Origin of the sequence: Streptomyces sp. NPDC001890 (assembly GCF_042891445.1) — a bacterium.
In the GTDB taxonomy this organism is placed as follows: Bacteria; Actinomycetota; Actinomycetes; order Streptomycetales; family Streptomycetaceae; genus Streptomyces.
The window spans coordinates 32704-53756 of sequence record NZ_JBIATE010000024.1 but is presented as its reverse complement, the minus strand read 5'-3'; the positions used below and the strand labels follow the sequence as shown (position 1 = coordinate 53756).

11 protein-coding genes and 1 pseudogene are annotated in these 21053 nt (G+C 70.7%); 11 read left to right on the top strand and 1 reads right to left on the bottom strand.

Going from position 1 to position 21053, the window contains the following annotated elements; all coding sequences use genetic code 11:
- Nucleotides 1–166 precede the first annotated feature (166 nt).
- Both ACFYY1_RS35030 and ACFYY1_RS35025 read left to right on the top strand, forming a co-directional pair.
- Complete coding sequence (locus ACFYY1_RS35030) at nucleotides 167–3496, top strand: right-handed parallel beta-helix repeat-containing protein (RefSeq protein ID WP_388592786.1); 3330 nt, start codon at nucleotides 167–169, stop codon at nucleotides 3494–3496.
- Nucleotides 3493–4731, top strand: a complete 1239-nt coding sequence (locus ACFYY1_RS35025; RefSeq protein ID WP_388592784.1) for a S8 family serine peptidase — start codon at nucleotides 3493–3495, stop codon at nucleotides 4729–4731. The genes ACFYY1_RS35030 and ACFYY1_RS35025 overlap by 4 nt, the downstream gene beginning before the upstream one ends.
- A 68-nt stretch (nucleotides 4732–4799) precedes the next feature.
- Here ACFYY1_RS35025 and eccCa read toward each other — a convergent pair whose 3' ends face one another.
- Complete coding sequence (gene eccCa / locus ACFYY1_RS35020) at nucleotides 4800–8741, bottom strand: type VII secretion protein EccCa (protein WP_388592861.1); 3942 nt, start codon at nucleotides 8739–8741, stop codon at nucleotides 4800–4802.
- Nucleotides 8742–9038: 297 nt separating this feature from the next.
- On the opposite strand from eccCa, the gene eccD reads away from it, so the two are divergent.
- The 9 genes and pseudogenes from eccD to ACFYY1_RS34975 all read left to right on the top strand — a co-directional run.
- Nucleotides 9039–10439: a type VII secretion integral membrane protein EccD gene (gene eccD / locus ACFYY1_RS35015; protein ID WP_388592782.1), complete on the top strand. Its 1401-nt coding sequence runs from the start codon at nucleotides 9039–9041 to the stop codon at nucleotides 10437–10439.
- 18 nt (nucleotides 10440–10457) lie between these two features.
- On the top strand, nucleotides 10458–12011 hold the full coding sequence (gene eccB / locus ACFYY1_RS35010) for a type VII secretion protein EccB (RefSeq protein WP_388592779.1): 1554 nt from the start codon (nucleotides 10458–10460) through the stop codon (nucleotides 12009–12011).
- A gap of 102 nt (nucleotides 12012–12113) precedes the next feature.
- Complete coding sequence (locus tag ACFYY1_RS35005) at nucleotides 12114–12479, top strand: hypothetical protein (RefSeq protein WP_266735610.1); 366 nt, start codon at nucleotides 12114–12116, stop codon at nucleotides 12477–12479.
- Nucleotides 12480–12588: 109 nt separating this feature from the next.
- Nucleotides 12589–12912, top strand: coding sequence for a WXG100 family type VII secretion target (locus ACFYY1_RS35000; RefSeq protein WP_266735612.1), 324 nt, complete (start codon nucleotides 12589–12591; stop codon nucleotides 12910–12912).
- Nucleotides 12913–12925: 13 nt separating this feature from the next.
- The gene (locus ACFYY1_RS34995) at nucleotides 12926–13369 is read left to right on the top strand and encodes a type VII secretion system-associated protein (protein ID WP_388592778.1); all 444 of its coding nucleotides are present in this window, start codon (nucleotides 12926–12928) and stop codon (nucleotides 13367–13369) included.
- Nucleotides 13370–13528: 159 nt separating this feature from the next.
- Nucleotides 13529–16183 (top strand): AAWKG family protein, encoded by a 2655-nt coding sequence (locus tag ACFYY1_RS34990; protein ID WP_388592775.1) that lies wholly within the window; start codon nucleotides 13529–13531, stop codon nucleotides 16181–16183.
- A gap of 89 nt (nucleotides 16184–16272) precedes the next feature.
- On the top strand, nucleotides 16273–16686 hold the full coding sequence (locus tag ACFYY1_RS34985; RefSeq protein WP_388592858.1) for a YbaB/EbfC family nucleoid-associated protein: 414 nt from the start codon (nucleotides 16273–16275) through the stop codon (nucleotides 16684–16686).
- 7 nt (nucleotides 16687–16693) lie between these two features.
- A complete protein-coding gene (locus ACFYY1_RS34980; protein ID WP_388592773.1) occupies nucleotides 16694–17038 on the top strand; it encodes a hypothetical protein in 345 nt (114 codons plus the stop codon).
- A gap of 19 nt (nucleotides 17039–17057) precedes the next feature.
- Nucleotides 17058–21053 (top strand): annotated as a pseudogene (locus ACFYY1_RS34975) (hypothetical protein); the annotation flags it as partial.

The window sequence follows — 21053 nt, the reverse complement described above, 5'->3', positions numbered from 1 at the left end:
TTTCGTCCGTGTTGGGGTGATCCGGCAGGGGCCGACAGGGCGTGGTTCACACGGTGTTCCCGCTCCGGCCGATGCGGAAGCGGATCACTCCGGCATGATGGAGCCGCACCCGCTCCGATCATGTGTTCCCAGGACCGCGGTGTGGCCCCGAGGAGGAGGATTCCGCTTGTCACGCCAGGTTCTGACGGTCTGTCCCGAGCGGCCCGACGGCTTTCGAACGATCGGTGAGGCGCTGGCCAGGGCGCGCAACGGCGCCGTGATCAGTGTCCGTTCCGGCACCTATGCCGAGAGTCTGGTCATCACCGTCCCCGTCACCGTCGTCGCCGAGCAGTCCCGCGGCAGCGTCGAGATCTGCCCGCCCCACGGCAGCGCGGTGGTGCTCCAGGCCGAAGCCGTGATGCTCACCGATCTGGTGCTGCGCGGCCGCGACGAGGAGCTGCCGGTGGTGGACGCGCCGCGCGGCCAGATCGCGATGGACGGCTGCGACATCACCGGCGCTTCGTGGACCGCCCTGCTGGCCCGCGGGTCCGGCTCGGTGGCGCTGCGGGACTGCCGGGTGCGCAATCCGCGCGGTGCCGGGCTGGTGGTGACCTCGGCGGTGGAGAGTTCCGCCGAGTCCTGCACGGTCGAGCACCTGGGCACCTCGGGCGTGGTGATCGGCGAACGCGGCCGGATCACGCTGCGCGGCTGCACCATCCGCGACGCCCGTGCCAACGGGGTGCTCGCCAACGGCGAGGGACAGGGCTCCGTCGAGGAGTGCGACATCTCCTCCACCGACAAGCCGTCCATCGCGCTGGAGGAGCAGAGCACCACCCGGATCCTGCGGACCGTGGTCCACGACACCGGGGTCGGCGTCCACCTCTCCTCCTCGGCCCGGACGGTACTGGAGGACCTCCGGGTGACCGGCACCAGCGGGGCGGGCATCGTCCTGTCCGGCGGCACCGATCCGCTGCTGCGCCGGTGCCGTACCGCTCGTACGAAGGGTCCCGGCCTGCTCGTCTCGGACCGGGCCCGGGGCACCTTCGAGGACTGCTGGCTGGATTCGGCTCAGGAGGCCGCGCTGCACGTACGGGGCTCGGCCTCCCCGGTGCTGACCGGGCTGACCGTGCGGGACAGCGTGCAGACGGGTGTGCTGCTGGAGGAGGAGTCGGTCGCCGAGCTGGACCGTCTCGAAGTGCTCGACGCGGGCGACGTGGGCATACGCATACGCAGCGGCGCCAATCCGCTGGTGCGCCGGGCCAGGATCGGCGCGGCCAAGGGGCACGGTGTGGAGGTCGTCAAGGACGGCCGGGGCCGGCTGGAGGACTGCGAGATCGAACGGCCCGGCGGTGCCGGGATCCGGGTCGCCGACGAGGGCAACATCTATGTCGGCGGGGGCGGCGTGCACGGTGCCGCGCACGGCATGTCCGTGGCTGCGGGCGGCAGCGTCGCCGTCCGGGACTGGGACGTCCGGGAGTCCACGGACACGGGTGTCGTGGTCGAGGACGGCGGCGAGCTGACCGCGACCCGGCTCCGGATCGCCGCCGCCGCGGGGCACGGGGTACTGCTGGCCCAGGGCGGCCGGGGTGCCTTCACCGCCTGCGAGGTGCGCGGCTCGGGCCGGGACGGCTTCCGGGTGGAGACCACGGCCGCGGTGTCGGTGGTGAACTGCACCGTGCGGGACAACGAGGGCGGCGGCCTGGTGCAGGCGCTGCCGGGCGAGCGGCTGGCGGTCGAGAACCTGACCAGCACGGACAACGGCAGACGTGACGCCTGGGGGCTCGGCGAGGCCGAGGGCACCGATCCGGCCGGTACGGCCGCCTCCGGTGACGGTTCCGGCGCCGGCCGTGAGGACGGCCCGCTGGCCGAACTGGACGCGCTGATCGGCCTGGAGAACGTCAAGCACCAGGTGCGGACCCTGGTCAATCTGATCCAGCTCGCCCAGCGGCGCGCCCGTCTCGGCCTGCCGGCCCCGCCGATGAGCCGGCACCTGGTCTTCTCCGGGCCGCCCGGTACCGGCAAGACGACGGTCGCCCGGCTCTACGGGGCGGTCCTCGCCGAGCTGGGGGCGCTGCCCTCCGGCCATCTGGTGGAGGTGTCGCGGGCGGACCTGGTGGCGCAGATCGTCGGCGGTACCGCCATCAAGACCACCGAGACGTTCAAGCGGGCGCTGGGCGGGGTGCTGTTCGTCGACGAGGCGTACAGCCTGCTGTCGGACGGGCGGGGTTCGGGCGCCGACTTCGGCCGCGAGGCCGTCGACACACTGCTGAAGCTGATGGAGGACCACCGCGACGACGTCGTCGTGGTCGCCGCCGGGTACGCGGACGAGATGCGTGACTTCCTCGGCTCCAACCCGGGGCTGGCCTCGCGCTTCTCCCGCACGGTCGAGTTCGAGAACTACGCGGTGCCCGAACTCGTCGCGATCATCGAGAGCATGTGCGCCCGTCACCGCTACGAGCTCGACGAGTCGACGTTCGGCGCGCTCGCCGCGCACTTCGAGCGGATGCCCCGGGACGCCGGCTTCGGCAACGGCCGGGCCGCCCGGCAGGTGTTCGAGGAGATGGTGGACCGTCAGGCGTACCGGCTGGCCGCGCTCCCCGACGCCGACGAGCAGGACCTCACCCGGCTGCTGCCCGAGGACGTCGGCGAGGAGGCCGCCGCCGCGGCGTCCGGGCAGGCCGGCGAGGGCGGGACGGAGAGCGACCCGCTGGCCCGGCTCGGGGACATGGTGGGCCTGGCCGCCGTCAAGCGTGACGTCACCGACCTGGTCAATCTGCTGGCGACCGCGAAGAAGCGGGAGGCGGCCGGGCTGCCCGCACCGCGGATCAGCCACCATCTGGTCTTCACGGGGCCGCCCGGCACCGGAAAGACCACGGTCGCCCGGCTCTACGGCGAGCTGCTGAAGTCGCTCGGTGTGCTGCCGCGCGGCCAGCTCGTCGAGGTGGCCAGGGCGGACCTGGTCGGCCGGTACGTGGGACACACCGCCCAGCTCACCCGGGAGGTGTTCGACCGGGCCAGGGGCGGGGTGCTGTTCGTCGACGAGGCGTACACGCTGACGCCGGAGGGTTCCGCGGGCAGCAGCGACTTCGGGCGCGAGGCGGTGGACACGCTGCTGAAGCTGATGGAGGACCACCGCGACGAGGTGGTGGTGATCGTCGCCGGGTACACCGGTGAGATGGAGCGCTTCCTGGCCTCCAACCCCGGGCTCTCGTCGCGGTTCTCGCGGCGGGTGGAGTTCGCCGACTACTCCTCGGACGAGCTGGTCACCATCGTCCGCCAGCACGCGTCCGCGGCCGGGTACGAGTGCGGTGCGGGTGCGGGGGCGGTCATGCGGGAGTACTTCGACGCCCTGCCCAGGGACCGGTCGTTCGGCAACGCGCGGCTGGCCCGGCAGGTCCTGGAAGGCATGATGACCCGCCAGGCGGGCCGGGTGAGCGCCATGGCCGCGCCCGGTCTGGACGATCTGCGGCTGCTGCTCCCGGAGGATGTCGTACGCCCGCAGGCGGTGCCCGAATGACGCCGGGCAGGGGTGTGCGGCGCGGCCCCGGCCGCCGCACCGGACGGGTGGTGGCCGCGCCGCTGCTGGCCGCGGCGCTGGTGCTGCCGGTGGCCTCTCCGGCCGCCGCGGCCGACGGCGAGAAGGTCAGGCTGCCGGTGATGCCCGCGCGGCTCGATGACGGTGATCCGTGCACCGGCGGGTCGAAGGCGCGGGCCACGGCGGTGCCGTGGGAGCAGCAGAACCTCCAGCTCGCCCGTACCTGGGAGTTCGGGCGGGGGGCGGGGGTGAAGGTCGCGGTGGTGGACACCGGGGTCTCGGTGCAGGCGCCGACGCTCGCGGGGCGGGTCTCGGCCGTGGGCCCGGCCGGGGAGGACTGCGTGGGCCACGGGACGTTCGTGGCCGGGCTGATCGCGGCGGCCCGGGCGAAGAACGTGCGCGTCGCGGGGGTCGCCCAGGAGTCCCGGATCATCGCGGTGCGGGGCACGGACGAGCGCGGGACGGCGACCGCGGCGTCGGTCGCCGCCGGAATCCGGGCGGCCGCCGAGGCGGGGGCGAAGGTCATCCAGGTCTCCCCCGCGCTGGCCGCCGACTCGGCCGGGCTCCGTTCGGCCGTGCAGTACGCGGCCTCCCGCGACGCGCTGATCGTGGCCGCCGCGACGCCCGACCCGGCGGGTCCGTCGCCGGGCCGGGAGCCCGAACCGCCGCGCGACTACTGGCCCGCCTCGGCGCCCGGGGTCCTCTCCGTCATCGACATGGACGCGCGGGGCACCCGCCCGGACACCGCGCCGGCCACCCGTGGTGCGGATCTCGCCGCCCCGGGCGACGGCGTCGTGGGTGTGGGGCCGCGCGGGACGGGGCACTTCATCGGGTCGGGGGCGTCGTTCGCGGCCGCCTACGCGGCGGGCACCGCCGCCCTCGTACGGTCGGCGCATCCGGATCTGTCCGCCGCCGGTACGGCACAGCGGCTGACCCGTACCGCCTATCCGGCGGATGTGCCGCGCCTGGACCCGTACGCGGCCGTCACCTCCGTGCAGGACCCGGCGGCCCGCCCGCTCGCGGCGCGGGACGACTCCGTGGTGCTGCCGCCGGGCAACGGCAGCGAGGGCGCGACCCGCCGGGCGGTGTGGATCGCGGTGGCGGGCGGCTCGCTCGCACTGCTGGTCGCGTGGGCGGCGCTGGTCGCGCCCCGCGGCCGGGCGCGCGGCTGGCGCCCCGCACGGCGCCGCCGGGTGGCGGACGCGCCGGGCGACTGAGCGACCGTACGGAACGAAGGGCCCCTGGGGCGGCGGCAGCCGTCCCAGGGGCCCTTGAGGGCTGTCGCTCAGCCTGCTAGCGGCTCCCCGGCCTCCCCGGCCAGTGCGGTCTGCACGAGGGTGGCCTTGCGCCGGACGATGTACTGGGCGCGGCCCGGCGGCAGGTTGCGCGGCTTCACGTTGCCGAACACATAGCCCTCGGACGGCGGGCAGGACAGCAGCATGCCGGGCGTGTTGACCTCGTCCAGGCGGCGCAGCAACTGGTCGTTGAGGCCGCGGCCGGCGCCGGTGGCCGAGCGGACCGCCACCACGTGCAGACCGACCTCGTAGCCGAGCGCGAGATGGTCCAGCAGCGGGGCGAACGGGTGGTCGTAGGAGCCGCCGTTGCTGACCATGTCGTAGTCGTCGACCAGGACGAACAGCCGCGGTCCGGTCCACCAGTCGCACTGCCGCATCCGGGACGGGGCGATGTCCGGTCCCGGGAGTCTGGTCTTGATCGCGCGGGCCGCGCCGCCGACCAGTTCACGCAGCGAGTCGATCGCGACGACGTGTCCGAGGCGGTACTCCTCGGGTACCGAGTCGACCAGTTCGCGGCGGTAGTCCACCACCAGGATGCGGGCCTCGGCCGCGGTGTAGCGGGCGGTGATGGAACGGACCAGCAGGCGCAGCAGGTTGGTCTTGCCGCTCTCGCTGTCGCCGATGCCGATCAGGTGCGGGGTGCGGCCGAAGTCGTGCCAGACCGGCGAGAGGGTCTCCTCGTCCAGGCCGATCGGGACGCGCAGCCCCTCGGTGCGCTCGGGTTCGGGGAGTTCCGCAGCCGGGAGGCGGTGCGGCAGCATGCGTACCGGTGGGGCCGGCGGGCCCTGCCAGTGTTCGGCGATCCGGCCGACCAGGTCGGCGACGCCCTCGGCGAGGTCGTCGGCGCTGTCCCGCCCGTCGATGCGGGGCAGGGCGGTCAGGAAGTGGAGCTTGCCCTCCATGGTCAGGCCGCGTCCGGCTCCGCGCGGCACGGTGGCCGCCTTGCGGATGTCGATCATCGAGTCCATCGGGTCGCCGAGCTTGAGTTCCAGCCGGGTCAGCGACTGGTCGCGGACCTGGGCGGGAAGCTCGATCCAACGGGCGGTGGTGACGACGATGTGGACGCCGTAGTTGAGGCCGCGGGCGGCTATCTGGTGGAAGGTGGGGATCAGCGAGTCGAAGTCCTGCTTGACCGTGGCCCAGCCGTCGACGACCAGGAAGACGTCGCCGTGGGGCTCTTCGGGGAACTCTCCGGCGGCCCGGCGGCGCCGGTAGGAGGCCATCGAGTCGATGCCGCGGTCCTGGAAGAACTGTTCCCGCTCGTTGAGCACGGCGGTCACCTCGGCCACCGTACGACTGATCCGTTCGGTGTCGAGCCGTCCGGCGACACCTCCGACGTGCGGCAGTCCCGACAGCGCCAGGAGCGCGCCGCCACCGAAGTCCAGGCAGTAGAACTGCACTTCGCGCGGGGTGTGGGTGACGGCGAGCGCGCTGATCAGGGTCCGTACGACGGTCGACTTGCCGCTCTGGGAACCGCCCGCGATCGCGACATGGCCGCCGGCGGCGGAGAGGTCCACCGTGAGCGGGTCGCGGCGCTGCTCGAACGGCATGTCCACCAGCCCCAGGGGCACCTTGAGCGTGCCGGGCCCCGTCGTTCCCGCCGGGGTGAGGCCGCGTTCCGGGTGGGGCTCGGGAGACGGCAGCAGCAGGTCGAGCGCGGGCGGCAGGTCCAGCGGCGGCAGCCACACCTGGTGGGCGGCCGGTCCGGAGTCGCGCAGCCGCTCCAGGGCGACGGAGAGCAGTGTGTCGCCGGTGCCGGACTCCTCGGGCGCGGCGGCAGGTTCGGCGGTGCGCGTCGCGGGGGCCCGCGGAACGACCCAGTCGGTCGTCCAGGGCATCACCTGGCTGGCGACCCTGGCCTGGACGGCGGCGCCGCGGCGCTTGCGGTACGGGCCGGAGACGTAGGCCGCCCGGAACCGGGTCAGCGCCTCGACGCCGCTCTTGAGGAAGCCGCTGCCGGGCTGGGAGGGCAGCTGGTAGGCGTCGGGAACGCCGAGCACACCCCGTGACTCCATGGCGGAGAAGGTGCGCAGCCCCACCCGGTAGGAGAGGTGGCTCTCCAGCTGGTGCATGCGGCCTTCGTCCAGCCGCTGGGAGGCGAGCAGCAGATGCACGCCGAGCGACCGGCCGAGCCGCCCGATCATCACGAAGAGGTCCATGAACTCGCGGTGCGCGGAGAGCAGTTCGCTGAACTCGTCGACGACGACGAAGAGGCTGGGCAGCGGTTCGAGGTCGGCACCGGCCGCGCGGGCCTTCTCGTACTCCAGCGCAGAGGTGTGGTTCCCGGCGCTGCGCAGCAGCTCCTGGCGGCGGATGAGTTCGCCGTGCAGGGCGTCCTGCATGCGCTCCACGAGGGCGACTTCGTCGGCCAGGTTGGTGATCACGGCAGAGGTGTGCGGGAGTTCGTCCAGTCCGAGGAAGGTGGCGCCGCCCTTGAAGTCCACCAGGATGAAATTGAGTGTTTCGGAGGAGTTCGTGAGGGCGAGTCCGAGCACCAGGGTGCGCAGCAGCTCGCTCTTGCCGGATCCGGTGGCGCCGATGAGCATGCCGTGCGGGCCCATCCCGCCCTGCGCGGACTCCTTGATGTCGAGCTCCACCGGAACTCCGTCGGCGCCGACCGCGACCGGGACGCGCAACCGCGCCGAACCGGTGGAGCGTTCCCAGAGGGTGGACGGCTCGTGCCGGTACAGGTCGGGAATGCCCAGCAGTGCGGTGAGTTCGACGTCGGTGTCCAAGGGTTGCGCGGCGTCCGAGGACAGGCTCATCCGGTACGGCGCGAGCAGCCTGGCCAGTGCTTCGGCCGAGCCGGGTCCCATGGCGTCGGGGCGGCCCAGGAGGGTGGTCTGTTCCTTGCGGCTGCGGTCGGTGCGGACCAGGTGCAGGGTGTCCGGCTGGACGTCGAGGCGCAGGGTGGTGCGCCCGGGGCGCCAGCTGAGGGCGCCGGACAGGTCGAGCACGACGGCGTTGCGCAGGCCGGGGCCGTCGAGGCGGTGGCCCGCGGGCACCGTGGCTCCGTCGACGACGATCACGGTGAAGGGCTCGTCGCGGCCGGGCACGGCCTCGGCGTCGAAGACGGGCCGCTCGGAGAATTCGGCGCCCAGGAGCTGCTCCAGGTCACGGAAGGTGGACGCGACGAGCCTGGAGGGGCCCGCGCCGTCCTGTTCCTGGCTGTGCTGGCTGTGCGGGAGCCATTTGACCCACTCCCATTCGGCGCGCTTCTCGTCGGCGACGCAGAGGGCGATCCAGAGCTCCTCCGGCGGGTGGAAGAAGGCCAGCTGGGACAGGACCGCGCGGACGTTGTCCCGTACGGCCCGGTCGTCGCCCCGGAACAGGATCCGGGTCCAGGACCGCAGGTAGAGACCGGTGGGCTGGTCGGGAACGACTCCGTACGCCTTGATGAAGCGGCGCAGCGCGTGGGCGCAGAGCGGTTCGAGGTCCTCGACGGGCTTGGTCGCCGTGGGGGTGAGGCGCAGCGCGAGCTGCTGGTCGCCGACGGCTATCCGCACCTCGGCGAAGTCGTCGTCGGAGACCCTGCGTTCCCACAGCCGGGTGGAGCGCACCATGGTGCGCAGCACCCTGGGTTCGGGGTGCCGCCAGGCGAGGGCCTCCTGCTGGTCGCTGACCGCCTCGTGGACGCTGCGCCGGATCTGGGAGAGATAGCGCAGGTAGTCGCGGCGCTCGCCGCGCAGCCGCTGCTTGCGCTCGCCGCCCTTGCGCATCATCTGGCCGACGAGCATGGCGGCCGACGCGGTGACCATCATGCCGAGTGCCAGGTAGGTGAAGACACTGCTGCCGCCGCCCGGACGCATGAACATCAGCATCATGGACACCGACATCATGGCCATCGGCAGATAGGTCCAGATCGCCGAGGAGTCGGGAACCGTCTCCGGCAGGGTCGGTGGCTCCTGGAGGTTCAGCTCTCCTTCGGGCATGTCCGGGCCGCGACGGCGGGCTGGGCGGCGGAAGAGGACCACGCTCAACGAACAGACTCCTTCGACGACGGCGACGGCAGGCCGCGGAGAGCGGCGGGCCGACCGCCGTGACGGGTGGACCGGGCCGGTGGGGCGCACGGGAGTGCCGACCGGCGCGCAAGCCGGACGGTTGTGGACCAACAGGGACTGACACGAGGTCCGTTGACGTGGCCCGGATGATGATCAGTAGTCTGCATCCGATCACCAAGCGCGTCCATGTCGCATCCGACAAGTCCCCCGAGAACGCGAGCCCTGACCTTGACCGACAGCTCCGTGGCGGGCCTGTGCCGCCTCACCATACGTGCCCCCGAAAAAACCATCGACCTTGCGGTGCCCTCCGATGTCCCGGTGGCCGATCTCCTTCCCACCGTGCTGCGTTACGCGGGTACGGAGCTGGAGGAGACCGGCCTGGACCACAGCGGCTGGGTGCTGCAACGGCTGGGCGGACCGGCCCTGGACGACGAGGGAACCCTGGAGACCCTCGGCCTCAAGGACGGCGAAGTGCTGTATCTGCGACCGCACACCGACGCCCTGCCGGAAGTGCGGCTGGACGACCTGGTCGACGGCATCGCCAGTGTGGTGCGCGACCGGTTGCACGGCTGGAACGCCGATTCCAGCAGGCGACTGCTGCGTGCGCTGTGCGTGCTGACGCTGCTGGCCGGGCTCGCCCTGCTGGCCTGGCCGGGGGGCCCGGTCGGCGTGCGGGCCGCCGGGGCGGGCGCGGTGGGGGCGTTGTTGCTGGCCGGGGCCGCCTCGGCGAGCCGCGCCGTGGGCGACGCGGCGGCCGCCGCGGTGCTCGGGGCGATGGCGGGTCCGTATCTGGCGCTGGCGGGCTGGCTGCTGCCGGGGGGTGAGCTGAGCGGCCCCGATGTGCACGAGGTGCTCGGCGCGCGCCTGTTGGCGGCAGGGGCGGCCGGTGCGGGCGGTGCGGTGCTGGGGCTCGCGCTCGCGGCCGTGTCGGTGCCGTTCTTCCTGGCGACGGCGGTGTTCTGGTGCGCCGTCGCGCTGGGCGGGGCGCTCGCCGGGCCCGCCGGTCTGGCGATGGACGGGGCGGCGACGGTGCTCGCCGCGCTGGCCGTGGTGCTGGGCGGTTTCGTACCGGCTCTGGCGTTCAAGCTGGCGGGGATGCGGATGCCCGCGCTGCCGACCAACTCCCAGCAGCTGCAGGAGGGCATCGAGCCCTACGCCGGTGGTGAGGTGACCACCCGCACGGAACTGGCGAGTGGCTGGATGACCGCGCTCTACGGGGCGGCGGGCACCGTCTGCGCGGCCTGTCTCGTGGTGCTGGCCGACGGCCCGAACCTGCCGGAGTCCCTCACCGCGGCGGTGCTCTCGCTGCTTCTGCTGCTGCACGGGCGCGGCATGGTCAATGTGCCGCAGCGGCTCGCGCTGCTGCTGCCCGGGGTGTGGGGTGCGCTGCTGCTGACCGTGGCGCTGGCCGCGTCCCTGGCCCCCGATGAGCGGCCGCTGCTGGTCGCGGGGCTGGTGGCGGTCACCGCGCTGCTGGCGATCGTGTCGTGGACGGTGCCGGGGCGGCGGCTGGTGCCGTACTGGGGCCGCGCGGCCGAACTGCTGCACTCGGCACTGGCGATCAGCCTGCTGCCGCTCGCGCTCTGGGTGCTCGGCGTGTTCGCCGCGCTCCGGGCGATCAACGGCTGACCCGGAAGGTATTGCCCCATGCAGTCCAAGCGTGACCAGGTCCAGGCACACACCTTCGTGATGGGCCGGCTGACCTCCGGGATGCTGCTCGCCGATCCGGACGCCCCGGAGAGCCCGCTCGGGCGGACCACCCGAGGGGTGCTGATCGGTGTGGTGATCGCCGTGCTGGTGGCCGCCGGTTCGCTGGTGTACGGCTTCATGTCCCCCGGTGGCAACGACGCGTGGCGGGCGTCGGGGACCCTGGTGGTGAACCGGGAGACGGGGGCCCGTTACGTGTACGTGGCGGGCCGGCTGCGTCCGGTGCGCAACTACGCCTCCGCGCTGCTGGTCGGCGACGGCAAGCTGAAGTCGAAGGACGTGAGCACGGCGTCGCTGAAGGGCACGGCGGTGGGCGCCCCCGTCGGGATACCGGGCGCGCCGGATTCCGTACCGGGCGTGGCCGACCTGGAGCAGGACCCGTGGCAGGTGTGCTCGGTGCTCGCGTCGGAGGCGGGTGCGCAGGACTCCGGCGGCTCCCGTGACGCGACGGGGGCGTTCACCGCGCTGGTGGCCGGTGCGCCGGTCGAGGGGCGGGGCATGGGCGCGGGGCAGGGTCTGGTGGTGTCGGGGCCGGACCGGGTCCGGTATCTGGTCTGGCAGGGCAGCCGGTTGCGGCTGGACCGGGGCGGGAACGCCGCGGTGTCGCTGGGGTACGGGTCGGTGACGCCCCGGCCGGTGTCCGCCGCGTTCCTGGACGCGCTGGTGCGGGGCCCGGATCTGGTGCCGCCCGCCGTGCCCGGACGCGGTGGGGCGGGGCCGTCGTTGGGCGGGAAGCCCTCGAAGCTCGGGCAGGTGTTCCAGTCGCGTACGCCGGGGGCGGGGCGCCAGTACTACCTGCTGCGCACGGAGGGCCTGGTTCCGCTGACGGAGACCGGGGCGGCGCTGGCCCTGGGTTCGACGGAGACCAAGGACGAGGCGTACGGGGGTGCGGCGCCCGCCGCGGCGGTGATCGGTGCGGCCGAGGTGAAGGCCCGTCTGGCGCCCGGCGCGGAGGGCAGCGAGCCCGTTCCGGCCGGCCTGCCGCGGACGCCGCCGCGCGCCGAGTCCGTACCTGCGGGGTGGGCGGCCTGTGCCCGGGTGCGGCCCGACCGCGGGGACGGTACGCGGGTGACCGGTGCGCTGGTTCCGCTCACCGCGCTGCCCCCGGCCTCCGCGGCTTCGCCCGAGCACGTCGCCCCGGCCTGTCTGCCGGTGGACGCGACGGCCGTACGACCGGGGCACGGCGCGCTGGTCAAGGCGCTCGGCGCGGGCGGTACCGATGTCGGCTCCACCACCTACTTCGTCGCCGACAACGGGGTGAAGTACCGGCTGCTGAACCAGGCGGCGCAGAGGGCGCTGGGGTACGACGGTGCCGCCGTCCAGGCCCTGCCGTCCCCGCTCCTGGCGATGCTGCCGTCCGGCCCCGATCTGAGCCCGGAAGCGGCCATGGCGGGCCGCGGCGCGGGCACGACGGAGCCGGCGTGCCCGCAGGTGGCGGGGGTGGCGGAGGGCCATGAGGACAACGGGACATTGCCGTCGGGTAAAAGAAGTTGAGTGATGCTCAGGAAAAGCTCAGATGCGGCCGAGGGCCATTGAGCACATGACTGGTCCGATCATAGGATCACGGCCATCCAGCAGTTGAGCATGGGAGACACCGTGGCAGACGCAGGCGCGCAGGCGGGACCGGGCGGCAACCTCCAGCAGTCGAGCGAGAGCTCGACCCGGAACGGCATCCAGGCGCTTGAGGCCGCCTATAGCGGAATCCTCAAGTCCCGTCAGGACGTCGACAACACCCGTAACAACCTGAGCAAGGGCTACCAGGGCAGCGACGGCGGCCAGTACGGCGTCCTGCTGAAGCAGTGGGACGACCAGGTCAACATCATCCTCCGCAACCTGGAGGACATGGTCGACAAGCTCAACACGAGCCTGGTGGAGCACGGCAAGACGCAGGGATCGTCCAACGACGCGATCAACCAGGCGTACAGCGCCTCGCAGAAGGCGTTCGACGACCTGATGGCGTAGGACCGCCCCGGACGGCGTCGTCGCGTCGTCCGTCCCGCCGGCCGTCCGGCACCCCTCGCCGCCACCGCGGCGGGGCACCCATCCCAGGCAGTGAAGCGAGGTCTCCCCGATGCCCGACAACCTGACAGACGGTTACATCCTGGTCGACTACGGCCACATGAACAACGCCGGTGACGACATGGTCCGCCAGACCCAGGCGATCGCCCGGACGCTGTCGTCCCTGGAGGCGGAGCTCGCCGAGCTGCGCAAGACGTGGTACGGCTCGGACGCCGACACCTACCGTCAGAAGCAGGCCGCCTGGGACCAGGCCGTACGGAACATGGAAACACTGCTGAATTCGCACGCGGCCCTGCTGACCGACATCTCGGGCAACTACAAGTACAGCGAGAACTCGCTGTCGCAGATGTGGTCCGAGATCTCCATCGGCCGCTGAGCGAGGGCATCCGATGGCCGATCTGACCCACCTCGACGGCAAGAGCCTCAAAACGTTCGCCGAGAACGATGTCACGGCGTTCCAGACTGCGTTGGACAAGATCCGCAAGGACGACCCCAACGGTCTCAAGGCACTCAAGAGCATCCTCGACGGGCGCACCTCGCCCACCACGCTCCAGCAGGACCCGGCGCTGGCCATCGGCCTGCTGGGGACGGACGACAGTGTGCACGGCCAGTCCCTGGTGAAGGCGGTCAAGACGGCAGCGGGTTCGGTCGACGGCATCTTCGAGAGTCAGCAGACACTCTTCAAGCACATCAAGAGCGACCTGCTGACGACCGTCGAGAAGCTGCTCAGCACCCAGGGCAAGAGCCTCGAATCGATCGACGGTGCCGCACTGCTCGACATCTTCTCGGACGTGGACAAGGACCTGAGCCCCACCACCAAGACCGGCGCCTGACCCGGCCGCCCCCGCGGGGGCGGTCCGACCCCGGCGATCCGCCCGGGCCGCCCTCCCGGCGGTCCGGGCCGAGCCGTCTCCGTACAGACTCGCCCCGCCCCGCCCCCGTCTCCGTACAGATTCGCCCCGCCCCTCTTCCTCGCCTCCGGAGCGTTCCGCATGTCCACCCCGACTTCACAGAGCTACGACGCCGACGACTACTGGGGGCAGGCCGTCACCAAGCTGACCGGCTATCCGATGCCCAGCCGCAAGGGCCTGTTCACCGGCCTGAGCAGCAAGGAGAAGAGCCCGCTCTTCCGGATGAGCCTGGACAAGATCGATGTCCAGTCGGTGGTGGACGCGGCGAAGCAGGGATCGCTGAAGAGTGAAGGGCAGGACTATGACCTGTACTTCTACTCGAATGCGAACGGGCACGTGGAGATGTACCACGCGCGGCTGGTCTTCATCGGCTCCTTCATGTCGGAGAACGGCCGCAGCCGCAAGCTGGACGCTCATGAGTCCCTGTCCGGGGGAAAGTACAAGGGCAAGTACGGCGACGACTTCGACATCGGCCCGCTGGGGCAGTACATGGGCGGCCCGGGAGCGGCCCTGGGCGCTCTGGTCGACTCGAAGACCACTCAGGGGGCCGCCTTCAACGGCGCCTCGGTCCCGGATGCCAACGTGGTGGACCTCAACACCTTCCAGAGCACCGCCCAGGCCTTCGACCGGTCCGCCCAGTTCTTCGTGGACCAGACCGAGATCCTCGCGGGGTGGGAGAAGTCGCTGGGGAGCGAACAGTCCTCCTGGAAGGGCCAGGCAGCGGGAATCTTCTGGCAGCTGATCCATCAGCTCCACGGAAACTACGACAACTACAAGGAGCAACTGGGCGCGGGCGCCAAGTACGACGCCGTCGGGGAACCCGCGTTCACTCCGAAGTCCAACTATTCCAAACAGCTGATGGCCGCACAGCAGACGCTGCTGGCTCAGGGGAAGTCCCTCCAGACGGCGTGGAACGCGTGGATGGGGCGCAATGAGCACGACCCGCACTTCTACCTGATCCAGGTCCTGGACGAGATTCTGACCTGGCTGACCGCGAACAACATCCCGTACATCTCGGTGACCACCCGGCAGACCAGTAAAGAGACTTACAGCTCGACGTACTCCACCAAGCCCGGATTCCAGGAACCTCATCCGTCCTTCGGCAATCTGAACGACATTCAGAACTGGGCCAAGGTGGGCGAGGAGGCCGTGCGGCGCTGGAACGAGTTCATCGAAACACCTCACCCGGACATCGAAGGGCTTCAGCTCGGTCTGAACGGCACCGCGCAGAAAGTGCTGTCCGACCTCAACAACGCCTGGATCGACGCCACCACACCGTTCGAGACGCCGCTCACCACCAAGAACACCGGGTCGCTGACCGAGTTCTACACCAAGGAGAAGACCGAGAAGGCCAAGGAGGAAGCAGACAAGAACACCAAGGATCTCAACTCGGCGCTGGATGACCTCAACAAGGGCATCGGTGACATGGGGAACAACATCTCCCAGTCACTCAACGACTTCGGGGGCGGGCCGGGCGGCATCAAGGACCTGCTCGGCAACGGCGGTACGAAGGATCTCAACGGCGGCTCGGGGAACGGTCTCGGCAACGGGATCGGCAAGAACCTGACCAGCGATCTCAACAACGATCTCAACAACATCGGCAAGCCGGGCAGCGGGGACACCACGCAGACCGGCCCGCTGAATCCGCTGGTCCCCCCGCCCGGCCTTCCGGGCAACACGGTCCTGGGGCCCGGTGGCGGCACCACCTCGCTCGACAAGAACCGCAACGTGGTCACGACGTATCCCAACGGGGACCGGGTCACGTACGACCCGAAGACCGGCAAGTACACCGTCACCCCCCACCAGGGGAAGACCACGGTGCAGGACCTCAACCCGGGCCAGAGCGTGACCAACCCGGACGGCAGTGTCACCAGGCTGAACAAGGACGGCACACTCACCACCACATTCAAGGACGGCAGCCGGCAGATCGTCGATCCGGAGACCGGCAAGGTCACGACCATCGACAAGAACGGCAAGGAGACGGTCAGCGATCTCAATCCCAGGACCGAGATCGAGTGGCCACCGAGCAGCAAGAACCACTTCACGCCGCCGCCCACCCGTCAGGATCTCAACCACGACCTGAACCGCGATCTCAACAGCGGACTCGACCGGGACCTGCGCAGCGCCCTCGACCGCGATCTCCACCGTGACCTCAACTCCCTGGGCGGGAACTCCCACACCTCGTTGAACGACTCCACGTCCGGGGGCGGTCAAAGGCGCTCCGGCGAGGGCGACTACGAGGACTACGACAGCACCTTCCACCCGGGCGGAACGCTCGGTGCGCCCCCCGGCGCCACCGACACCCTGCCGACAGGCACGGGTGCGGGCACGGGCTCGGGCGCGGGCACGTCGTCGGACGGTTCCACCCCGCTCAATCCCATGATGCCGATGGGTGGCATGGGCGGGATGGGTGGCATGGGCGGGATGGGCGCCGGCGGCGGGCAGGCCGGCGGATCGTCGGGCGAACGCGTCCGCAACGTCCTGACGGAGAGCGGCCCCGGTACCCGCGGCGGGACATCGCGTACCGGCGGCCGGCGCGGTGCCGACGAGGAGCGCAGCGCCCGCAGGGCCCGTACGGCCACCAGTTCCACGGCCGTCGCCGGCGGGGCTGCGGGCGGCACCCAGGGCGGGCAGGCGACGGGCAGCGGTGAGCGCGAGCGGGTGCACTGGGTGGCCGAGGACGAGGACGTGTGGGGCGCGGAAGAGGGCGGCACGCCCACGGTGATCGGACGGTGAGCGGCGCGATGGACGAGGCGGCGGAGAACTCGGGACGCGGCGAGGTCTCGCCGTACGCCCGGTCCGTGGCGGCCCGGCTGGCCACGGCGATGGCCGAACTGGAGGCCACCGAGAAGGGGGTGGCGAAGGCCGAGGCCGAACTCCGGCAGGCGACACGCACCGTACGGTCGGCGGACCGGTCGGTGGAGGTCACGGTCGGGCCCCAGGGAGAACTGACCGCGCTGCGGTTCCTGGAGCAGAAGTACCGGACCATGTCGCCGGGTGAACTGTCGGGGGCGGTGCTGGAGGCGTTCGGACGGGCCCGCGCGGAGATGGCCCGGCAGGTGATGGAGACTTTCGAGCCGTTCACCCGGCCCAGCACCGAGGTGCCCGAACTGACGGGGGTGGACATCGACTGGGCGCGGATCTTCGGGCCCGAGGTCCTCCAGGACCCGGAGGAGCGGGCCCGGCAGGAGTCGGGACGCCGATTGCGTGACGAGATCGACGAGGACGAGGAGCGCTGAACACAGCATGAGCGACGGCTATTACGCCGAACCCGCCCGTATCCAGGCCGGGTTGCGGCAGATGTACTCGATCAGCACCTCGATCGGCTCGATGGTGGACGACTTCGTCATGGACGTGCGGGCGACGCGCGACTGGCCGGGCCAGGACGACAGCTTCGCCAAGGAGGTCATCCCGCAGGAACAGAAGGAGCGGGAGAGCAGCAGCGAGACCGCGCTCGCCCTGTCCGAAGCGGTCAACGGCGTGGCACACGGGACCTCGGTCAACCTGGCCTCGATCAAGTCCAACCAGAACAACATCCTGGACGCCATCCGCGACCACCGGATCAAGCCCAACAACAGCGGAAAGCGCTGAAGGCGGAGAGCACGGCCCCATGTCGATCAAGGCGACGCCCGAGCTGAACAACCTGCTGTTCGTCCTCATCGGCGAACGGCTGTTGCAGGCTGACGAAGATCTGGCGTACGCCAGCCGGCGCCCGTACCACCGGCTCGCCGACCGGCTCACCGACCTGTCCGGGGAGATCGAGCAGTCGGTCGTCGGGATCAGCAGGTCGCTCCCGCCCAAGGTGGGTGCGAACTACCTCCAGTCGATGAAGCTCTTCATCGACAACGGGGGTACCAACCATCTCCGGGACTTCTCCGACCAGCTGAAGACCATCGGTGACGGGCGCACCGAGACGTCGATGAACATCATCGAGTCCAAGTGGCAGATCATCGCCGAGCTGATCCGGCTGCTGATCGAGCTGCTGATCATCGCCGTGACGGCGTTCTTCTCGGGCGGGGCCACGGCGAGCGACACCGCGGTGGCGAAGGCGCGCAGCCGGGTGGTGGTGCTGACGGTGCTGGACACGCTGTTGCAGCGTACGCATCTGATGCCGAGCCTGAGCGAGGCGTTCCAGGAGGCGTTCCAGACCTTCGCGGTACGTCTCGCCATGATGATGGCGGGGCCCGACGGGCGGCGGCCCAAGGGTTTCGACTGGAAGGCCATCGCGCAGGACGGTGTCTTCGGCGCGTTCGCGGGGTTCTTCCACGGGGCGTTCTCGTCCGGGCTCGGCAAGCTGCTCAAGAACTTCACGGGCTCGGGCCCGGTCAAGAACCTCACCAAGGACGTGACCGACAAGGCTCCCCGGCCGAAGACTCTCTCCCCCAAGAACCTGGGCAACACCGCGCTGAACGACGTGAAGGACTTCCTGACCTCGGGTGGCTCGGAGGCCGTCGCGGAGATCGTGGCCGGTGGTCTGATGACGGGGAACTGGACGACGAGCTGGGACACGTTCCTGGGCTCCGGGATCAGCAACAAGGCCGAGTCCGTGCTCAGCAGTGGCGCGTCCAAGCCCGGTACCTGGGTGAAGAACAATTTCGCCGGAACGAAGGTGCCGACGTCCAGCCAGACGGACGAGGAGGGCGCGGGGGCGAAGTCCGGGACCGGAACGGAGGCCGATGCCGATGCCGGGAGCGGGGCGGGGTCCGGGAGCGGGAGCGGAACCGGTGACGGAACTGCCGCCGGAGGCCCGGCCACGACCGGAAAGGGATCGACGACCGGGGCCGGCGGGGCGCCGGGGGGCGGCAAGAACAACAGCACGACGAGCGGTGCCGGTTACCAGGACCAGGCGGACGCGACCGAACAGACGGGGAACGACGAGCGGGCGGACCCCAATTCGACGTCCCCGTCGCCGGGCTCCAAGGGTCCCTCCGGCTCGACCGGACCGGCCACCAAGGGGTCCGTCAACACCTCCAGCAACGACAACGGCACCGACACCGACTTCACGGGCGACACCGACAACGGCAACGACGTCACGAAGGAGGAGACCCAGCAGACCTCCGACGAGCACACGGTGTCCCCCGCGAGCCCCAACACGTCCAACGCCCCCCACACCGGCAACAACTCCTCCGACAGCAACAGCCGCGACGCGTCGCGGGACGATTCGCAGGACGACTCGCGGGACGGCTCACGGGACGACTCGCAGGACGAGCAGACGTCGAACACGCAGTCGGACACGGGGAACGGAACGGACCAGGACCAGGACCAGGACAACGACACCGAGCCCAGCACCGGCCTGCTCACCGAGGACGGCTCCGACGACGAGTCGTCCCTCACCGAAACGCAGACCACGTCCCCATCGCAGGCCACCCCCGACACCGTCACGGTGCCGGAGCATCAGCTGTGGTCGCAGCTCTTCAGCACCCCCGGCGACCCGTCGCAACAGCTGCTCGCCGATATCGCCGCCCACCGTCGGGGGGTCGCGCCGTCACAACAGGAGATCGACCTCCGCAGGGAGCTGCGCGAGAAGCTGAACGGCGCCGAGGGCGGTGTCACGATCTACATCGACGACGCGGCCAACTTCGGCCACCAGGCCGCCGCCACGATGATGATGGACTCGCTCGACGAGCTGGGCTACACGGGGCCCATCACCGCGATCGCTCCCGACAGCGTCCAGGAGAAACTCAGGCTCCTGCTGAGCGACAGCCTCAACGCCCGCGTCAACTGGCAGACCCGGACGTTCGACCCGCACCAGCCGGCGGCCGACCCCCGGGCGTCCGGGGAGCCGGGGGCCCAGGGCCTGGTCATGGTCGCGGCGAGTGACCGGCTCGACGACAACCAGGAGGCGGCGGAGCGGTTCCTGAACTTCCTGGGAGCCGACCGGGCGATCGTGCTCAAGCCCTATGCCTGGGACACCTCGCACCGCTATCTGTACAGCAGGCCGTCCGCGGACGGCACGGTCGAGGTCAAGGACCTGGAGAGCACCGAGCCGTCGGAGGACGAGGGAAACGCCCTGGCGTCCGACGCGTTGTTCAACTTCCACACCCCGCTCCTCACCCAGGACGAGCTCACGGACCTGATCGACCGACGGGTCACCGATCCGGCCGTCGCCGCCGGGCTCAAAGCGGTCGCCCGTGCCGTCCACCGAAACGGCACCGAGGTCATGCCGGTATACGGCCTGCACAACGTCGCCGAGCCGGGAAGGGTGTCGGCGCTCAGCTCCCTGGCCGCCGGAATCACCAAGGCCGGGCTCGGCAAACCGTCCGTGATCCTTTCGTTCGGCCGCACCACGGTCGACTACGCACCCGTCCACACCGATGCTCATCTGCGCCGGACCGAGATCGCCGCCGAGGACCTCGACCAACAACTCGCCCTGCTCGGGCCGGATGACGTCCTCGTCGTGCAGTCTCCCGGCCTCCCCCAGGACGTGTTCCGGCAGGTCTTCCAGCTCGGTACGCTTCCGGCGGTGCTGGAAGGTGCCAACACCACGAACCTGATGCAGCTGCTGGGCCGCCCGTACTTCTCCGCTCTGACCCATCACACCCCGTACGACAGGCTCGACCCGGTAGCGGCGGATCATCTCGGACAGGTGACCAGGGCCATCACCCATCCCAGCCAGTGGGGCCGCAGAGCCACGAAACAGTCGACGCCCGAATGGACGGCGTTCCAGAACGTGCGCACGGCCCAGTCCGTGATGCCGGCGCTGCCCAGGAACGGGGAAGGACGAGTCCTGACCCGGGACGAGATGAACCGTCTCCTGGCAACAGGCGTGCTGACCGAGGAGGACCTGGAGTCGCTGCTCGGTGACGGCGAGGACGTCAAGGCCGTGGTGAAGGACCCGTACACCGGACGCGGGGTGACCATCACCAAGGATCAGTACGCCTCGATCCTGACCAAACTGGAGAAGCTCCGGGCCGACCATCTCGTCAAGGTCCGCAGCACCATGGACCGCATGTCCGTCGTGCCGGAGGAAAGCGCGACCGAGGTCATCGCGGAGGCCATCGACGAGCTGATGCGGCCCGGTTCCCGGCTGCACACCTACTTCGCGAACCTCCGCGCCAAGGCACACGATCCGAACAACGACCAGACGCTGCAGGCCCTTCGTCTGGCCCTCTCCGATCGTCCGGCGTTGCCCCGGACCGAGTCTCTCGACCACCACGAGAACCAGGAGGACGACGACTCGCAGGATTTGCCGCTCTGGCGGACCGACTGGGACCAGCGGGAAGAGTCCGAGTCCGACGAAGAGCCCATCGACGACCGTTCGTCGAGTTCCGACAGCATCCGGACACGGACCGTGAGCCGGCCGGCGAGCACCGCCGAGGGCCAGAACGAGGACGACGAGGAGAAGAGCCAGGACGAGGGCGAGGAAACCAGGACCACGGATCTCCCGGCCGCGAACGCCGACGACGCATCCGAGATCGACATCAGCGGAGGCCTCTTCGGCGACACCCCCACCACCCCGACAGACGACAACGAATCCGAAATCGACATCAGCGGAGGCCTCTTCGACGACACCCCCACCACCCCGACAGACGACAACGAATCCGAAATCGACATCAGCGGAGGCCTCTTCGACGACACCCCCACCACCCCGACAGACGACAACGAA

Excerpts from the sequence above, each read along its gene's own strand:
- ACFYY1_RS35025 (WP_388592784.1), top strand. The coding sequence starts at position 3,493 with ATGACGCCGGGCAGGGGTGTGCGGCGCGGCCCCGGCCGCCGCACCGGA.
- eccCa (WP_388592861.1), bottom strand. The coding sequence starts at position 8,741 with ATGCCCGAAGGAGAGCTGAACCTCCAGGAGCCACCGACCCTGCCGGAG.
- eccB (WP_388592779.1), top strand. The coding sequence starts at position 10,458 with ATGCAGTCCAAGCGTGACCAGGTCCAGGCACACACCTTCGTGATGGGC.
- ACFYY1_RS35000 (WP_266735612.1), top strand. The coding sequence starts at position 12,589 with ATGCCCGACAACCTGACAGACGGTTACATCCTGGTCGACTACGGCCAC.
- ACFYY1_RS34995 (WP_388592778.1), top strand. The coding sequence starts at position 12,926 with ATGGCCGATCTGACCCACCTCGACGGCAAGAGCCTCAAAACGTTCGCC.
- ACFYY1_RS34990 (WP_388592775.1), top strand. The coding sequence starts at position 13,529 with ATGTCCACCCCGACTTCACAGAGCTACGACGCCGACGACTACTGGGGG.
- ACFYY1_RS34985 (WP_388592858.1), top strand. The coding sequence starts at position 16,273 with ATGGCCGAACTGGAGGCCACCGAGAAGGGGGTGGCGAAGGCCGAGGCC.
- ACFYY1_RS34980 (WP_388592773.1), top strand. The coding sequence starts at position 16,694 with ATGAGCGACGGCTATTACGCCGAACCCGCCCGTATCCAGGCCGGGTTG.